Below are 15189 nucleotides of genomic sequence, written 5' to 3' on the forward strand. Positions count from 1 at the left end.
CGATGAGCATCAAGATCATCAAGGGTGAAGGCCGTTCCTGGCGCCCGTACCGTTTTCCGCCGCGGGTCCGGCCGGCGGCGCAAGGCGACGAGGTGCTGGCCGGCGATCCGGCTGCGCTGCAGCGTGCTGTTGCCGAGGGCTTTCAGGAAGGCATCGACAAGGGCTACGAACAGGGCCTGGAGCAGGGCCGTGAAGCCGGCCATCGCGAAGGCTTCGAGCGCGGCATCGAAGACGGCAAGGCCATCGGCCGCGAAGAGGGGCGTGTCCAGGGCCTGAAGGCGTTCGAACAGGCTGCGCAGCCGCTGGACCAGCTGGTCGAACGCTTCGAGCGGTTCCGTCAGGATTTCGAGCAGGCCCGGCGGGAGCAGCTTCTGGAGCTGGTGCAGAAGGTCTCCAAGCAGGTGATCCGCTGTGAGCTGACGCTGCATCCGACGCAGTTGCTGACCCTCGCCGAAGAGGCGCTGGCGGCCATGCCGGATGATCAGGAAGACGTGCGCATCCTGCTCAACCCTGAGGAATGTGCCCGTATCAGGGAGCTGGCACCCGAGCGTGCGGCTGCCTGGCGCCTGGTGCCCGACGAAAAGCTGGCCCTGGGCGAGTGCCGGGTGGTGACCGCTCAGGCCGAAGCCGATATCGGCTGCCAGCAGCGCCTGGATTCCTGCATGGACACGCTGGCCGAGCACATCAAGGCAGAAGCCTGAGATGTCCCTGCGTGAAAGCTTCCGCCTCGACGAAGCGCTGCGCTCGCTCGATACCGTGCAGCTGGCCAAGGTCAGCGGCCGGCTGGTGCGGGTCTCCGGCATGCTGCTGGAGAGCCTTGGCCTGCAGCGCATGACCGGCCAGCGCTGCTATGTGGAGCAGGGCGACGGCAGCATGCTGGAAGCCCAGGTGGTGGGTTTCAACCGCGACATCACCTATCTGATGCCCTTCAAGAAGCCGGTGGGCCTGACCGCAGGCTCCCGCGTATTTCCGGCCCCCGACGACGCCAAACTGCATATCGACGAATCCTGGCTGGGGCGTGTGCTCAACGGTCTCGGCGAGCCGCTGGACGATCTGGGCAAACTCAGCGGGCGCGATCCGTTGCCGGCCGAGCTGCCATCGGTGCATCCGCTCAAGCGCAAGCCGGTCAGCGAGCCGCTGGACGTTGGCGTGCGCGCGATCAATGCCACCCTGACCCTGGGCAAGGGCCAGCGGGTCGGCCTGTTCGCCGGCTCCGGCGTCGGCAAGAGCGTGCTGCTGGGGATGATCACCCGGCAGACCAAGGCCGATGTGGTGGTGGTCGGCCTGATCGGCGAACGTGGCCGCGAAGTGCAGGAATTCCTGTTGCACTCCCTCGGTGAGGAGGGCCTGAAGAAGGCCGTGGTGGTGGTGGCACCGGCCAACGAATCGCCGCTGATGCGGCTCAAGGCCACCGAGCTGTGCCACAGCATCGCCGCCTATTTTCGCGACCAGGGCAACGATGTGCTGCTGCTGGTGGACTCGCTGACCCGCTACGCCATGGCTCAGCGCGAAATCGCTCTGGCGCTGGGCGAGCCGCCGGCGACCAAGGGCTATCCGCCCTCCGTGTTCGGCATGCTGCCGGAACTGGTGGAAAGCGCTGGCAATGGCGCCAACGACAACGGCAGCCTCAGTGCGCTCTATACCGTGCTGGCCGAGGGTGACGACCAGCAGGACCCCATCGTCGATTGCGCGCGGGCGATTCTCGACGGCCATATCGTGTTGTCGCGGCGCCTGGCCGACGCCGGCCATTACCCAGCTATCGACGTCTGCGCCTCGGTCAGCCGCTGCATGAGCCAGGTCGGCCAGCCGCCGCACCTGGGCGCGGCGCGTCAGCTGAAGGATTTCTACAGCACCTACGAGAAGATCAAGGAGCTTATCCCGCTGGGCGGCTACAGCCCCGGCGCGGACCCCAAGACCGACCGAGCGGTGAAACTCGCCCCGACCATCGAGCGCTTTCTGCGCCAGGAAGTGGGCGAGGCGGCGGAGCTGGAAACCAGCCTGACCATCCTGCAGAACATTCTTAAAACGCCATGAAACAGCAGATCGAAACGCTCACGCGCCTGGCCAGCCTGCGCGGCAACCGGGTCAAGCAGATGCTTGGGCAGGTTCAGTATCAGCAGAACCTCTGCCAGCGTTACCGCAACAACATCACCGGTCTGGGCCGCCTGTGCGGATTTTCCGTACCGGCTAACACGCCGCTGCAGCGCGACAACCAGCAGCGCTACAAGAGCACGCTCTACAAGATGGTGGAACTGCAGCGCCGCGAACTGGCGGTGGCCGAGCAGGCACTGGCGCGTATCCAGCAGGAACTGTTGCAGGCGATGCGCAGTGAAAAGGTGGTCGAGCACGTGATCGACGCCAAGATGCAGCAGTGGCAGCAACAGCTGATGGCGCAGGAGCAGAAGCTTCAGGATGGCCTGGCGGCGCAGAGCTGGTGGCGCAATCGGATTGCTTAGGTGGGGCAAGTGGGCCGAGGGAGTGTGGCGAGTATGATTTTAAGTCGGCTCAGCCTTGCCCCTCACCCCTAAGCCGGCACGTATCGCGACAAAACGGCCCGCCTGTCGCTCACTTTGAAAAAAGATTTAAATAATCCGCCCGAGCGGTCGCTTATCAGCAGTAACCACCGAGTTGGAACGAAATCATGGAAATCAGCCGGCACTTCAAGCCCGCCTCCGTTACGCCCAGCGAGCTGTCCTCCGCTCGCCAGCCTGCTGCACGCCCGACTGCTCAACCGGCAGTCGCTCGCCAGGAAGCCCTGCCACTGGAGCAGATGCACGATGCCCTGCGCGCCATGCCGGAGGTCGATCTGGACCGCGTTGCGGCGATCAAGCAAGCCCTGCAGCGCGGTGAGATCAGCACTGACGTAGGCGAGCTGGCAAGCAGCATGCTCAGCTATCACCGTGGAAACGATGCGTGAGCCAGCGGGAAAAACTGCTCGCCGTGGTCGATGACGATCTGCAGCAGGACTGCAGTGACTACCTGAGCCTGCGCGAGTTGATGCAAGAGATGTACGGCCATCTGCTGAAGCACGATGTGCCCGAGATCGACCGTACCAATGTACTGATCGGCAGCCGTATCGAAGCGCTGAGCGCGCGTGCGGCGCGGCGCAGCAAGGTGCTGGCCGCCTTCGGCCAGGAAACCACTGCGGCCGGCATGCAGCGCCTGCTGGCTGGGAGCTCGGGCGAACGCGGCGAGTCCCTGCGTCGGCATTGGCAGCAGGTCGGCGAGCTGGCCGCTGAGTGCCAACAGCTGAACGAGCGCAACGGCAAGCTGCTCGCCATGCACCATGAAATCCTGCAACAGCTGCTCGCTGGCAGCCAGGACGCTCAGCTCTATTCCCCGCAAGCTTATTGAGCAGGGCGTTCGTCTGGGCGGCTGGGGTCGCCCGTGGTGATTCCTTTCAGGCGGAGTCCCGCCTCCTGACCAGCAGAGCCGCATCCATCGAATGGGTCAGCAACGGCTTATTGCGCCACAGCGAACCAATCCTTCCTTCGCATCCTTAACCGGCACCTGCCTGCTGTCGCCTTTATAGAGCGTAGTTCCGCCATCGTCGCAGGCGGAAACGGTGTTTCCCCGTTTCCCGGTCATGTCGCGTTGCGGAAGTCTTTTTTCTGTATGCCGTCCGCTGAAACGCCCGTAATACGGGCTTCGGCGACCTGGCATCCAAATTGCTCCATGAGCACCAAGAGGGGACGGTAATGGCAATAGATTCGAATTACGCACAACAGATGTCGACGCAGCTGGCGACCTACGAAGTTCAATCTTCGCTGGACCGGCTCAACCGCAACGAATCCAACTACAAGGCCCAGCGCGACGCGCTCGGCTCGCTGCGCAGCTCGTTGACCACATTCAAGTCGGCCATCACCAAGCTCAACAGCAGCACCACCAGCATGCTGACCAACAGCGCAACGATGAGCCAGGAAGGTTATGCCACCGCTACGGTAGGCACCTCGGCGCAGGCGGGTAGTTACGATTTCTTCGTCAAGCAGCTGGCCAGCAAGGATCAGTTGGCGCTGCAAGGCCTGAAGGATGAAAGTCTGACTGGCGCCGGCACCTTGACCATCGGGCAGGGCGGCGCTTCGTTCGAAGTTAAGATGACGGGCATCACCACGCTCGACGATCTTGCCAAGGCGATCAATAGCGCTGCTGATAACAAGGGCGTCCAGGCCACGCTGGTGCGCAGTGAGGGCTCTGTCAATCTGGTGCTGACCAGCGAAGAAACTGGCGCTAACAAAGCCATCAGCCTGAGCGCCGCGGGTAATGCGGCCGTCGAAGCTGCCGTTGCAACTCCGGTACGCCTGTCCAGCGCGGCGGACGCGGAGGTTTACCTCGGACGCGATGCGAACGGAATCAAGCTGACCAGCACAAGCAATACCTTCGCCAATGTCGTCGACGGCGTCAGCATGACCTTCACCAAGGCGCATGGCACAGGCGACACGCCGCTGACCATCGACATCGCACAGGATAAAGCCGGCACCCAGGGCAAAGCGCAATCCTTCGTTGACGCCTTCAACACCCTGATGGGCAGCTTCGACTCCCTGACCGCCAGCGGCGGTGAAAGCGGCAAGCGCGGCACCCTGGCCGGCGACTCCAGCATCCGCTCCATCGAGAGCCGCCTGAACGGCCTGCTGCGTACCGACTTCGGCGGCACTAGCCTGATCAACTTCGGCATCAGCGCCGATCGCAACGGCAAGCTGACCATTGATACCAAGCGCTTCGAGGCTGCGGTGGCTGCCAATCCCGAGGGCTTCGAGGCGCTGTTTACCGGCAAGGACAACCTGCTCGACAGCATCGACAAGACCGTCGCCAGCTACACCAGCAGCACCAACGGCATGCTGAAAAACCGCATGGACACGCTGGACATGAGCCTGCGCCGTATCGACGAGCAGTTCGAAAATCTCCAGCAGCAGTACGACACCCACTACGCCCGCTACCTGAAGCAGTTCACCACCATGATGCAGACCATGCAGAGCATGGAGCAGACCAGCGGAATGTTCTCGATGCCAAACACGTCGCAAGCTCAAGCTAACGGATTGTTCTAATGAACAGCTATCACCCCAACGAAAGTTACGACAGCTATCGCTCGGTAGACCTTGAAGCCCGCGCCGCCTCCGCTTCGCCTTACGAACTGGTGCTGGTGCTGATGGACGGGCTGCTCGACGAGCTGGCCCGCGCCCGCGGCCATATCGAGCACAAGCGCTATCAGCAGAAGGGCCAGTCCCTCGAGAAGTGCATGAATATCCTCAACGGCCTCAACGGCGCGCTCGACGACGAGAACGGTGGTGAGGTGGTGCAGGGTTTGGCGCGTCTCTACGAATACTGCATCTACCGCCTTTCCGACGTCAGCGTATCGCTGTCGCTGGAAGGCCTGGATGAAGTGGTCAACCTGCTCGGCGTGCTGCGTGAAGGCTGGGAGGGCGTCAGTGCCGCCCGTAAGTGACCGTGAGCGCCTGCTGGAGCTGCACGCGCAGCTGCAGCAGGCCTTGCAGAACAATGACTGGACGGCGGTCGCCACGGTGGACGCCTCCGTACGCCAGTGCCTCGAGGCCCTGGCGCAGCGCGGTGCACTCGACGAGTCGACGCTCGCCGCCAAGCAGCTGTTGAAGCAGTTGCATGGCCAGGGGCTGCAAGCCTGCGCGGACGAATGCGAACGCCTGCGCCTGCTGCTGCTGAATCACCTCGAATACGCCGAAGGGCGCGCCGCCTACCAGCGGATCGACATGTTCCAAGTCGGAGACCTGCGATGATCCAGCTGCCTACATCCATACGTGGCGCCGCTGCGGGTGCTGAGTCTGCACCACCCGCTGTCGCCCGTTCCGTTTCCGGAGCGCAGATGAGCAATGCCGGGCCCGGTTTCGGCGAGCGCATGCAGTCGGCTGCCGACGACAGCGCAGTGCAGCTCAACGGCCAGCCGATACAGCTGTCGCCGGAGGTGCTGCCAGACGCAGCCGCACTGCCTGGTGCGCAGCCGGTAACCGGCGAAGCAGGGGAGCTCGACGAGCTGGGTCTGCTGGAAATCATCGAACAGCAACTGGCCGAGATCGAGGCGCGCGATGCGGCGCAGGGCGACACCCTGTCGGTGATGCTTCAGCCGGTATCGGCCACCGAGGTCGATGAGATGGGCGAGCGTGCTGGCTGGCCGTCGAACCCGCTGCCGCCTCTGTCCGGGGCAAACCCGGCAACCCGGCAGACGGAATCGCAAGAGGCCTTGCTCGATGCGCAATGGCAAGCCAGAGCCGCTGAGGCCGGCCCCGTGCCGAGCGCGAACTCGGGCGAGCTGACGCGCGCACCCGCCCACATGCAGTACGGCCCGGTTCAGGCGCAGTCGCTCGGCCTGACGCCGCAAGGGCCCCTGGCGCTGGACACCCAGGCCTCGCTGTCTGCCGAGTCACTGTTGGCCGCTGTTGAAACGCCTGAGGGGCCGCTGACGGCTGCCGAGCGGCTGCAGACAACGCAACCCCAGGCCCTCGAGCGTGCGCTGAAACTGCAGGCACCGGAAGCCAGATGGGGCGAGCAGATGCTCCACGCCCTACGGGAAAACGTAGGCATGCAGCTGCAGCAGAAGATCCAGAGCGCCACCATCCGCCTGGACCCGCCGGAGCTGGGCAGTTTGGAGATCCTGCTAAGCCATGAATCGGGGCGGCTCAACGTCCAGCTGACTGCAGTAAACGCCGATGTGGCGCGCCTGCTGCAGCAGACCAGTGACCGCTTGCGCCAGGAGCTGGTCAGCCAGCATTTCGTCCAGGTCAACGTGCAGGTGGGCGCCGACAGCGGCGGCCAGCAAGGGCAACAGCGCCAGCGTGCTGCGCTGGCCGCCGAAGAGCTGCCGCTGGCAGCCCGAACCCTGGAACAGGAACAGCAGGACAGCCGCGCCGCCGAGCGCGCCCGGGATGTCCTGATCACGGTTTGACCGGTATCAACCTAATTAGCCAATTGTGAGTGTGTTATGTCGACCTCCCGTCTCGTACTTCTGATGCTGCTGCTCAACGTCGTCACCGTCGCCGGTGGCGTCGGGGCGACCTACTGGCTGGTCAAGCCCGAGGCTGGAGCCGTGGCCGGCGACGGTCAGCAGGCGCGTCCGGCCAAGCCTCTGCAGTACGAGTTCTTCCCGGTGGAGAAGATCATCGTCAGCGTGCGTGGTGACGGTCGTGAGCACTACTTCGTGCTTGATCTTGCGCTGCAGGCGCAGGCCTCCGACAAACCCAAGCAGTTCGAGCAGGCAGAACCCATCGTGCGCAACTCGGTGGTGGCCTACCTGTCGGCGCTGCCGTTCGAGGAGCTGCGCGGCATGCAGATCGCCGAGTTGCAACAGCGTCTGGAGCTTGTGCTGTTCGAAGACTTTGCCAGCAAGAACGCCGCCGTGCCCTTCGAGCATGTGCTGGTCAACAAGCTGCTCGTGCAGTAAACGGCTGCGCCATGAGTGCTCCTTGCCCCATCGACTACTACGGCTCCACGCCAGCGGCGCCTACGGTATTCGCGCCGGCGCTTGAGCAGCGCTGGATGATGCAGTACCTGCCGCTGGTCAAGCGCATCGTCCGGCAACTGTCGTTGCAGGCCAACCAGGTGCTCGACCGCGAGGATATGGAGCAGATCGGGCTGATGGGGCTGCTTGAAGGATTGCGCCGCTACGGTGAGCCGGACGAACAGTTCGGCAAGTTCGCCGCGCTGCGTATCCGTGGGGCGATTCTCGATGAGCTGCGCCGCCAGGACTGGCGCCCGCGGCAGGTTCGGCAGCAGGCGCACAAGGTCCGCGACGCGATCCGCGAACTCACGCGACAGCTCGGTCAGGAGCCCAGCGACGACGAGATCAAGGCGTACGCCGGCCTCTCTGAAAAGGACTATCAGGATTTTCTCCTGGCGGACTCCTCGGAGGCCATTGAAAGCCTCGACGAGCTGTTGCAGAGCGGCCATGAGCATTTCCCGGATACCGCCGAGCTGTTCGAGGAGCGGCTGATAAAGGAGCGTCTGCTGGAGCAGGCGCTGGCCCGGCTGGATGAGCGCGAGCGCCTGGTGCTGACGCTGTATTACCAGCATGAGCTGAGCCTGAAGGAAATCGCCCTGGTGCTGGAAGTCAGCGATGCCAGGGTCTGTCAATTGAGCAAGCAGGCGATCGGCAAGGCCTGTCGCTTTCTAGGGTCTACGAACCCTTAACCCCGAGAAGTCAGTAACGTCATGCAGAAAGTATTAGGTGCATTCATCATCATTGGCGCCGTGCTGGGCGGCTACGCCATGGCCAATGGCGACATGCGCGTGCTCTGGCAGCCGGCAGAGGTGATCATCATCTTCGGTGCCGCCATCGGCAGCCTTATCGTGGGCAATCCCAAGGAAGTGCTGATGGAAATGCTCTCGCAGATCCGCGGTGTCTTCGTCTACCAGCGCCGTGGCGAGGAATTCCAGCGCCAGCTGCTGATGCTGCTCTACGAGTTGCTGGAGATGGTCGACATAGGCGGGCTGAAGGCACTCGATGCGCACATCGAAGAGCCGGAGGAGAGCGACCTGTTCGTGCGCTATCCGCTGATCCTGCAGGAAAAGAACCTGATGGCCTTTATCGCCGACAACTTCCGTCTGATGGCCATGGGCAAAATCACCGCCCATGAGCTCGAAGGCTTTCTCGAGCAGGAGCTGGAGGCCATGGAGCACACGTTGCTGCAGCCGGCGCGCTCGCTGCACAAGGTCGGTGAGGCGATGCCGGGCTTCGGCATACTGGCGGCGATCATGGGCATCATCATCACCATGGGCAGCATCGGCGGTTCGATCGCAGAAGTCGGCGCCCATGTGGCAGCGGCCTTGGTCGGCACCTTTCTCGGCATCTTCTTCTGCTATTGCCTGGCCGAGCCGCTTTCCAACTCCATGAGTCAGCGCATCAAGACCGAGCTGTCCGCACTCGAGTGCGTGCGCACCACGCTGGTCGCGCACCTGGCCGGCAAGCCGACGCTGCTGGCGGTGGATGCCGGGCGCAAGCTGATTGAGCAGGACGTCAAACCGGCTTTCCGGCAGCTCGAAGTCTGGGTCAACCAGTACGAGGAAGAAAGGGACGCCGCATGAAGAACCGGGACAAGGGCGGCGAGCGCGAAGTCATCATTCGAAGGCGCAGCAAGAAGGGCCATGAAGAGGCTCACGGCGGCGCCTGGAAGGTGGCCTTCGCCGACTTCACCCTGGCCATGATGGCGCTGTTCATGGTGCTGTGGATCGTTCAGCCGCGAATGGAGTTGTCCAACCCGTCCTACGGTGATCAGGAAAGCAATCCGCTGGTGGACGGCGGTGCCGGCATATTCGACGGCACCAGCACTTCGCCGCTGGAGCTGGACGGCATCCCGATCCGCCCGGCTCCGCGTCAAGAACGCAAGGAGCGGGCCGAAGCGGATGTTAGCCAGCGCTATGGCTCGCCCGAGGAGCTGAAGACGCTTGCCGAGCTGATGCGCGAGGTCGCCAGCGAAGTGGACGCCCTGGCCAACCTGGAAGTGGAGGTGGTGCCCCAGGGCCTGCGCATTCTGATCAAGGACGACCAGCAACGCTTTATGTTCGAGCGCGGCAGCGCCACCCTCAATCCGCACTTTCGCAAGCTGCTCGGCGTGCTGGCAGGCGTATTGGTGAAAGTGGACAACAAGCTGATCATCAGCGGCCATACCGACGCCACCGCCTATCGCCAGCAGAACGGTTACAACAACTGGAACCTCTCCGGTGATCGCGCGCTGCGGGCACGGCAGGCCCTGGTGGACGCCGGCATGGCTTCAGACTCGGTGCTGCAGGTGACGGCGCAGGCGGATGTCATGCCGTTGCGCCCGGAAGATCCGCAGAACGGTGCCAATCGCCGGGTAGAAATCCTGCTGCTGACCACCTCGGCCGAGGCGCTGTACAAGGAGCTATTTGGTGACAGCTACGGGCATGCGCGGGTTTCCGAGAGTGGTGCCACTTATCACGGCGAGACCCTTTAGGCCGCCGTGTCTGACGAGGCTGTCAGGGTTTTTCAGGCAGCTGGTGATCGTCCCGGCAATAGGTCTTGCGCGTCTCTATGCCGTACAGGCAGCCGCCGACCGGCTTGAGGTTGACCTGTGAAGTTCGATGGCGACCGTAGAGCAGGTTGAACGCCAGCTCGTCGTCGAGCTCTTCTTCGTCGAGTCCGCTGACATGGCGCTCGTCGACCAGCAAGCGGATGCGCCCAAAGGCAGTCCGTTCTACTCTGCCGGTGACTTCAATGGTTACAGCCGAGCTGCGAGTCAGCGACTGGAAACGGTCCTTCTCCAGAACCAGGCTCTGGCTGATGGCAGTGATGCTGCCGTCGCCCAGCAGCACCTGTCCGCTGGAGCGGTAACGGCCGTCTTCGGGGGACAGGGGACTGTCGGCGTGGCTGCTTATGGCAGTGGAAACCAGCAGCAAGATCGAGATAAGACCGACGCCCGACAGATACCTGCTCAGCGGATGGCGTGCGGTCCGCCTGTTCATTGCAGACACCCTTGAAGAAATTCACCGGTGACGCTGCGGATCTGGTCCTTGTGAATCTTCAGCCAGTTAGCGTCCTCACCTCGTAAGCAGTGAATTTCATAGAAGCCGGGAGACAAGTTGACGATCAGCTGAGCCGGCTTGTCGACCAACGTGCTCAGCTTTTTGACTACCGCCTCGGTCTCGGAAATCAGGGAGTCCAGCAGACGTTGGCTGCCTTCCACATACAGCACCTCCACTCCGCCCACCTGACGCTGGTGAGTGAAAAACGGCTCCTGCGAAAGCGTCGCCAGTTGCATGCCCAAAAGTCCCAATCCTGTCAGCAACACCAGCACGATGCCGGTCAGCCATAGCCCCGTCCGTGAGCGGTTGGATTGAATCGCTGGGATCGGATGGCTTGCAGGCCCAGGTTCCGGAGCAGGTCGTTCTGTCACAGGTGGTCTGGTAGTGACCGCTGGCTCTGTCGCAGGTGCGGGCGGAACGAGCGCAAGCGGAGTCGGCTCGTCATCTTGCAAGTACTGCAAGTACTGCGGGTTAAACAGATAGCCGCGGCGGGGCAAGGTCTGAATGATCTGGTTGCGCCCGTCGAACAAGAGCTGGCGCAGGGTGTAGATCTGCTGGCTAAGGCTACCTTGACCAACCACCCGGTTTGCCCAGGCGTAGCTCATCAGCTCCTCGCGGGATACCACTTCGCCCGGCGCCAACAGTAGGCGCTCAAGCACCCGGCTGCCGGAAAAACCCAGATCCACCTTTTTCAGGCTGCCATCTGCGTGGCTCAGCTCCAGCTGGTAGAGCGCATGATCGAATCGAGCTGAGCAGCCATTGCGACCGGTTTTCAGCAGAGGGCAGATGAAGGCATCGGGGGCCGGAGAGGGCAGAGATGAGGTCATGAGCGCCTGTTAGTGTCAGCTGGATAGCCTGTCGCGATGTGACGGAGTAGGCAGTAGATCGGCGGCATATTGGCGTCGTTTTTTTGAACTTACAAGACCAAGAACCAGAAAATCCGACCGAGCGGCCACGAAGTGACGCAAAACGATCAGCGGAGCGGCCGCAAGCGTCGCCCCATCTGAACGAATGGGCTTTTCTAAGTGGTTGTTTTGTGAGGACTTAAACGAAAAAGCCCCGAACCAGTCGGGGCTTTTCGAGGCCAGTCATTGCGACTGGCGGGTACTGCGTGTTGCTTAGCCCAGCAGGCCCATGACCATGCCTGGCATCTGGCCGGCTTGCTTGAGCATGGAGATGCCGGACTGCATAAGCATGGAGTTCTTGCTCATGTTGGCGCTTTCCACAGCGAAGTCGGCGTCCATGATCCGGCCGCGGCCCATCTCGGTGTTATCGCGCATGTTTGCCAGGTTGTTGATGGTGTGGTTCAGACGGTTGATGTTTGCACCGAATTTGCCACGGAGTGTGCCGACAGTCCCGAGCAGCGTGTCAAGCTGGTCTACTGCAGTGTTTGCTTTCGTTTGGTCGCCGATGCCAGCGGCGATTCCGGCTTGGGTGGAACCACTGGCAGCACCTGTCAAAGCCGTAACGTCAGCGGATACGTCCATTTCCAGATCGTCGGCGGCGGCTGTGCCGATTTGGAAAGTGATCGCAGCCGCGAATTTGCCGCCAGTTAGCAGTTTTGTACCTGCTCCGTACGCGGTGTTATCTTCGATATTCTTCAGTTCCAGCTTCAACGCCGAGAACTCTGCGTCAAGAGCGGTGTATTCATTAGTACCGTTCGTGCCGTTAGCTGCTTGCAGCGCCAGATCCTTCATGCGCTGAACGATATCGGTATATTCGTTCAACGCACCTTCAGCAGTTTGCATCATCGAAATGGCGTCCTGCGAGTTCCGCGAAGCGACAGCCATGCCGCGGCTTTGCGCGTTCAGTCGAGTCGCGATCTGCAGGCCGGCAGCGTCGTCTGCTGCGGAGTTGATGCGCAGACCGGTGCTCAGGCGCTGCTGGTTGACCGACAGGGCGTTGTTGGTCTTGTTCAGGTTGGTGTTGGCGATGAGGCTGGAGTAGTTGGTATGAATGGACAGGGCCATGATGAATTCCTTCGTGCTAAGTGGCTGTAGGAGCTGGCTTGACTGCCTGCTGAAGGGGTAAGGCGACAGCTCTTTGCGAAGGATTAAATCCTGACGTCAAAAAATTTTAGATTTCTTTCTGAGAGCGTGCCGAGCGCGTATTCCTTGGGCTGTTCCGCTGAACCTGCGAAGTCTTTTTAGGCTTGGGTTGTCGGTGAGGCCGCTTTCGCCGCGGGGGCGCGGCTCCCACTGGTTGGGGTGGCTGGTATCTATGTAGTGTTTTGATGCGGAGTCGCAACCGGGTAGGGAATCCACACTACCTAAAGGCTTTTAGCTTAGAAGGTGCTGGTCACTACGCCTGCCTCTACCACCTTCGCATCGATCACCTTCTCGCTTCTTACATTGCGTACACGGATGACGTCACCGGGCTGGCCGTCGGCCAGGGCTTCGCCGGAAGTGGTGGCTTCGATGCCTTCGTGGCTGGCGATGATCTTTACCGGTTGGCCGCGTCGGACCGCCATGCTTTGCGCAAGCAGCGCTGGGGTGAGGGTCTGGCCGGCGCGGATGCGGCGCTTGGCGGTCAGGCCGATCACTTCGTCGAGGTGGTTGTAATACCCGCGGCGCGCCTTGGCGATATTGATGCGTTGCAGCTTGAGGTCGCCGGCAGTCAGGGTCTGGCCTCGGTCGATCAGGCCTTCGGCGTGGACGGCCGGCAGGAACACATGCGCTTGCCCGGTGGCATTCACTGACCAGCCGGGCGCTTCGGTGCAGCGGACCTGCAGTTGTTGGCGCTCCATGGCGGAGGGTGCGTCGCCGATAGCCTGAACCTGCGGTGCGGCCGGGCAGGCGGGCTGATTGGCGGCGCTCGTCGGTATGTTGATTTCGTAACGCAGTTGCATGCCTTGCCAGCCCTGACGCTGGGCCTGTTGTTCGAGCATCGTGCGCAAGTGGTTTTCCGCCGCTTGTCGGATCTGGCTGGTGGCGTCCGCCTGAGCCTGGGTGGGTAGCGTCAGCAGCAGTAGTGAAGCGACGAGCCAGGCGGAAAGACCTTTTCCGCTTCCGCTCGTGCGCCCTTTGACAGGCGGAAGCCGGTGCCTAGTTTGTCGGCCGCCTGATCCAATTGTTTCTATATAAATCAATTACTTACCTTTATATCTGGCTTCGGCACGTTTTCTGCAGAACACCTGCAAAGCGGTGGGCTGTGTTCAGCCTGCCCCGGCTGCACAGGGTAACGGAATGAGTATACGGATTGATGAGGCACTGGGCGTTCACGAGCGCGCCCTGGGTCTGCGCATGCAGCGCAGCGAGATTCTCGCGGCGAACCTGGCCAACGAAACCACCCCCGGCTTCCAGGCGCGGGATATCGACTTCAGCAAGGAGATGCAGCGGCTGGACAGCGCCAGCTCGCCGCGCGCGAGCGTCGCCGGGACTGACCCGCGCCTGCTGTTTCGCGTGCCGAGCCAAGCCTCGCAGGACGGCAATACCGTCGAGCTGTCCACCGAGCAGGCGCAGTTTGCGCGCAACTCCATGGATTTCCAGACCAGCCTGACCTTCATCACCATGAAGTTTCGGGGCCTGAAGCAAGCCATCGAGGGCCGTTAAGCCATGTCGTTCGATTCCATCTACCGCATCGCCGGCTCGTCGATGAACGCGCAGACCGTGCGTCTCAACACCGTGGCCAGCAACCTGGCCAACACCGACTCGGCCGCTGCCAACCCGGCGGATGTCTATCAGGCGCGCAAGCCGATGTTCGCCGCGGTGTACGAAAACAATTCGCTGACCCGTGGCGTCGGCATGGGCGGCGCCCATGTGCAGGTGCTCGATGTGGTCACCTCGGAAGCAGAGCCCAAGCGCCGCTACGAGCCGGGCAATCCGCTGGCCAATGCCCAAGGCTACGTCTACTACCCCGATATCAACCAGATCGAAGAGATGACTGACATGATGTCGGCCACCCGTAGCTTCGAGACCGGCGTCGAGGTGCTCAATCGCGTGAAAAGCATGCAGCAGAGCCTGCTGCGCCTGGGAGAAGTCTGATGGCGACTGTTGGTTCCGTGATGGATAGCAGCCTGGAAGGCAACTCCATCGACCAGGTCAAGCGGGCGGTGAACATCAGCGATGCCGCGACCATGGAGAACAACTTCATCAGCCTGATGGTCGCGCAGATCAAGAACCAGGATCCGACCAAGCCGGTGGACAGCACCGAGTTTCTCAACCAGTACTCGGCGATGTCGCAGGTCAAGAGCATGGAGAACATGTCCAGCCTGATGCAGAGCAACCTGGTGCTGACCGACAACCTGCAGACGTTGACCGCTGCCGGCCTGGTCGGCCAGCAGGTGAGCGTGGCGGTGGAGTCGCTGGATCTCGGCGGCCAGGCCGTCAACGGCCAGTTCGAGCTGGCCCACGCCTCGACCCGTACCGCGCTGTTGCTGACCGATTCCAACGGTACCCAGACCCGCATCGAGCTGGGCGGCCAATCCGCCGGCAAGGTGCCCTTTGTGATCGACCCGGCCAAGCACGGCCTGCGCGACGGCCAGTACAGCGTCAGCATCGAGACGGAAAACGGCGAGTTCCCGCGGGTGGAAGTGGCCGGTGAAGTCAGCAACGTCCGCGTCAGCGCTGAGGGCCCGGTACTGCAGGTGCAGGGCGTTGGCTCTGTGCCCTTCTACAACATTCTTGAGTTCGCCCAGACCGAAGTCGGCCTGCTCGGCGGCTGAGCCTTGTTGCTCGTCAGCCCCTT

The 15189-nt window shown here is 62.3% G+C and carries 20 protein-coding genes; 16 read left to right on the forward strand and 4 right to left on the reverse strand.

Going from position 1 to position 15189, the window contains the following annotated elements; translation table 11 throughout:
- The first annotated feature begins 2 nt into the window (after positions 1 to 2).
- The 13 genes from fliH to BN1079_RS13185 all read left to right on the forward strand — a co-directional run bounded on the left by fliH (position 3) and on the right by BN1079_RS13185 (position 9935).
- Positions 3 to 701 carry a flagellar assembly protein FliH gene (gene fliH / locus BN1079_RS13125; RefSeq protein WP_037025084.1) on the forward strand — a complete coding sequence of 233 codons (699 nt, stop codon included), beginning with the start codon at positions 3 to 5 and terminating at the stop codon, positions 699 to 701.
- Position 702: 1 nt separating this feature from the next.
- Positions 703 to 2034: a flagellar protein export ATPase FliI gene (gene fliI, locus BN1079_RS13130; RefSeq protein WP_037025091.1), complete on the forward strand. Its 1332-nt coding sequence runs from the start codon at positions 703 to 705 to the stop codon at positions 2032 to 2034.
- Positions 2031 to 2456, forward strand: coding sequence for a flagellar FliJ family protein (locus BN1079_RS13135; RefSeq protein WP_037025097.1), 426 nt, complete (start codon positions 2031 to 2033; stop codon positions 2454 to 2456). Before fliI ends, BN1079_RS13135 begins: the two co-directional genes overlap by 4 nt.
- A gap of 185 nt (positions 2457 to 2641) precedes the next feature.
- Positions 2642 to 2917 carry a flagellar biosynthesis anti-sigma factor FlgM gene (flgM, locus tag BN1079_RS13140; protein ID WP_037025099.1) on the forward strand — a complete coding sequence of 92 codons (276 nt, stop codon included), beginning with the start codon at positions 2642 to 2644 and terminating at the stop codon, positions 2915 to 2917.
- Positions 2914 to 3354, forward strand: coding sequence for a flagellar protein FlgN (flgN, locus tag BN1079_RS13145; protein ID WP_037025101.1), 441 nt, complete (start codon positions 2914 to 2916; stop codon positions 3352 to 3354). Before flgM ends, flgN begins: the two co-directional genes overlap by 4 nt.
- A gap of 344 nt (positions 3355 to 3698) precedes the next feature.
- Positions 3699 to 5042, forward strand: a complete 1344-nt coding sequence (fliD, locus tag BN1079_RS13150; protein WP_037025104.1) for a flagellar filament capping protein FliD — start codon at positions 3699 to 3701, stop codon at positions 5040 to 5042.
- Positions 5042 to 5440, forward strand: coding sequence for a flagellar export chaperone FliS (gene fliS, locus BN1079_RS13155; protein ID WP_037025107.1), 399 nt, complete (start codon positions 5042 to 5044; stop codon positions 5438 to 5440). Before fliD ends, fliS begins: the two co-directional genes overlap by 1 nt.
- On the forward strand, positions 5424 to 5747 hold the full coding sequence (locus BN1079_RS13160) for a hypothetical protein (protein WP_037025109.1): 324 nt from the start codon (positions 5424 to 5426) through the stop codon (positions 5745 to 5747). Before fliS ends, BN1079_RS13160 begins: the two co-directional genes overlap by 17 nt.
- A gap of 86 nt (positions 5748 to 5833) precedes the next feature.
- Positions 5834 to 6910 carry a flagellar hook-length control protein FliK gene (locus tag BN1079_RS17155; protein ID WP_052114483.1) on the forward strand — a complete coding sequence of 359 codons (1077 nt, stop codon included), beginning with the start codon at positions 5834 to 5836 and terminating at the stop codon, positions 6908 to 6910.
- Positions 6911 to 6946: 36 nt separating this feature from the next.
- Positions 6947 to 7405, forward strand: coding sequence for a flagellar basal body-associated FliL family protein (locus BN1079_RS13170; protein ID WP_037025111.1), 459 nt, complete (start codon positions 6947 to 6949; stop codon positions 7403 to 7405).
- Positions 7406 to 7416: 11 nt separating this feature from the next.
- Positions 7417 to 8151, forward strand: a complete 735-nt coding sequence (locus BN1079_RS13175) for a FliA/WhiG family RNA polymerase sigma factor (protein ID WP_037025113.1) — start codon at positions 7417 to 7419, stop codon at positions 8149 to 8151.
- 21 nt (positions 8152 to 8172) lie between these two features.
- Entirely contained in the window at positions 8173 to 9045 is an 873-nt protein-coding gene (gene motA / locus BN1079_RS13180; RefSeq protein ID WP_037025115.1) for a flagellar motor stator protein MotA, read from the forward strand.
- The gene (locus tag BN1079_RS13185; RefSeq protein ID WP_037025116.1) at positions 9042 to 9935 is read left to right on the forward strand and encodes an OmpA family protein; all 894 of its coding nucleotides are present in this window, start codon (positions 9042 to 9044) and stop codon (positions 9933 to 9935) included. The genes motA and BN1079_RS13185 overlap by 4 nt, the downstream gene beginning before the upstream one ends.
- Before the next feature lie 22 nt (positions 9936 to 9957).
- Here the strand turns inward: BN1079_RS13185 and BN1079_RS13190 are convergent, their stop codons facing one another.
- The 4 genes from BN1079_RS13190 to flgA form a co-directional block, all read right to left on the reverse strand.
- Positions 9958 to 10443, reverse strand: coding sequence for a hypothetical protein (locus tag BN1079_RS13190; RefSeq protein ID WP_052114484.1), 486 nt, complete (start codon positions 10441 to 10443; stop codon positions 9958 to 9960).
- Positions 10440 to 11330 (reverse strand): transcriptional regulator, encoded by an 891-nt coding sequence (locus BN1079_RS13195; RefSeq protein WP_037025118.1) that lies wholly within the window; start codon positions 11328 to 11330, stop codon positions 10440 to 10442. Before BN1079_RS13195 ends, BN1079_RS13190 begins: the two co-directional genes overlap by 4 nt.
- 291 nt (positions 11331 to 11621) lie before the next feature.
- A complete protein-coding gene (gene lafA, locus BN1079_RS13200) occupies positions 11622 to 12473 on the reverse strand; it encodes a lateral flagellin LafA (protein ID WP_037025119.1) in 852 nt (283 codons plus the stop codon).
- A 314-nt stretch (positions 12474 to 12787) separates the two neighbouring features.
- Positions 12788 to 13390: a flagellar basal body P-ring formation chaperone FlgA gene (gene flgA, locus BN1079_RS13205; protein ID WP_269450534.1), complete on the reverse strand. Its 603-nt coding sequence runs from the start codon at positions 13388 to 13390 to the stop codon at positions 12788 to 12790.
- A 298-nt stretch (positions 13391 to 13688) separates the two neighbouring features.
- On the opposite strand from flgA, the gene flgB reads away from it, so the two are divergent.
- From flgB to BN1079_RS13220, 3 genes are read left to right on the forward strand one after another with little or no spacing between them, the layout of a single operon-like run.
- Positions 13689 to 14054: a flagellar basal body rod protein FlgB gene (gene flgB, locus BN1079_RS13210; protein WP_037025121.1), complete on the forward strand. Its 366-nt coding sequence runs from the start codon at positions 13689 to 13691 to the stop codon at positions 14052 to 14054.
- 3 nt (positions 14055 to 14057) lie between these two features.
- Positions 14058 to 14486, forward strand: coding sequence for a flagellar basal body rod protein FlgC (flgC, locus tag BN1079_RS13215; protein WP_037025123.1), 429 nt, complete (start codon positions 14058 to 14060; stop codon positions 14484 to 14486).
- On the forward strand, positions 14486 to 15166 hold the full coding sequence (locus BN1079_RS13220; protein WP_037025125.1) for a flagellar hook capping FlgD N-terminal domain-containing protein: 681 nt from the start codon (positions 14486 to 14488) through the stop codon (positions 15164 to 15166). Before flgC ends, BN1079_RS13220 begins: the two co-directional genes overlap by 1 nt.
- The last annotated feature ends 23 nt before the right edge of the window (positions 15167 to 15189 follow it).

This window comes from Pseudomonas saudiphocaensis (assembly GCF_000756775.1).
Taxonomy (GTDB): Bacteria; Pseudomonadota; Gammaproteobacteria; order Pseudomonadales; family Pseudomonadaceae; genus Stutzerimonas; species Stutzerimonas saudiphocaensis.

Bases quoted from the DNA above. Each gene is read 5' to 3' on its own strand.
- fliH (WP_037025084.1), top strand. From the start codon at position 3: ATGAGCATCAAGATCATCAAGGGTGAAGGCCGTTCCTGGCGCCCGTAC.
- fliI (WP_037025091.1), top strand. From the start codon at position 703: ATGTCCCTGCGTGAAAGCTTCCGCCTCGACGAAGCGCTGCGCTCGCTC.
- BN1079_RS13135 (WP_037025097.1), top strand. From the start codon at position 2,031: ATGAAACAGCAGATCGAAACGCTCACGCGCCTGGCCAGCCTGCGCGGC.
- flgM (WP_037025099.1), top strand. From the start codon at position 2,642: ATGGAAATCAGCCGGCACTTCAAGCCCGCCTCCGTTACGCCCAGCGAG.
- fliD (WP_037025104.1), top strand. From the start codon at position 3,699: ATGGCAATAGATTCGAATTACGCACAACAGATGTCGACGCAGCTGGCG.
- fliS (WP_037025107.1), top strand. From the start codon at position 5,042: ATGAACAGCTATCACCCCAACGAAAGTTACGACAGCTATCGCTCGGTA.
- BN1079_RS17155 (WP_052114483.1), top strand. From the start codon at position 5,834: ATGAGCAATGCCGGGCCCGGTTTCGGCGAGCGCATGCAGTCGGCTGCC.
- BN1079_RS13170 (WP_037025111.1), top strand. From the start codon at position 6,947: ATGTCGACCTCCCGTCTCGTACTTCTGATGCTGCTGCTCAACGTCGTC.
- BN1079_RS13175 (WP_037025113.1), top strand. From the start codon at position 7,417: ATGAGTGCTCCTTGCCCCATCGACTACTACGGCTCCACGCCAGCGGCG.
- motA (WP_037025115.1), top strand. From the start codon at position 8,173: ATGCAGAAAGTATTAGGTGCATTCATCATCATTGGCGCCGTGCTGGGC.
- BN1079_RS13185 (WP_037025116.1), top strand. From the start codon at position 9,042: ATGAAGAACCGGGACAAGGGCGGCGAGCGCGAAGTCATCATTCGAAGG.
- BN1079_RS13190 (WP_052114484.1), bottom strand. From the start codon at position 10,443: ATGAACAGGCGGACCGCACGCCATCCGCTGAGCAGGTATCTGTCGGGC.
- BN1079_RS13195 (WP_037025118.1), bottom strand. From the start codon at position 11,330: ATGACCTCATCTCTGCCCTCTCCGGCCCCCGATGCCTTCATCTGCCCT.
- lafA (WP_037025119.1), bottom strand. From the start codon at position 12,473: ATGGCCCTGTCCATTCATACCAACTACTCCAGCCTCATCGCCAACACC.
- flgA (WP_269450534.1), bottom strand. From the start codon at position 13,390: ATGCTCGAACAACAGGCCCAGCGTCAGGGCTGGCAAGGCATGCAACTG.
- flgB (WP_037025121.1), top strand. From the start codon at position 13,689: ATGAGTATACGGATTGATGAGGCACTGGGCGTTCACGAGCGCGCCCTG.
- flgC (WP_037025123.1), top strand. From the start codon at position 14,058: ATGTCGTTCGATTCCATCTACCGCATCGCCGGCTCGTCGATGAACGCG.
- BN1079_RS13220 (WP_037025125.1), top strand. From the start codon at position 14,486: ATGGCGACTGTTGGTTCCGTGATGGATAGCAGCCTGGAAGGCAACTCC.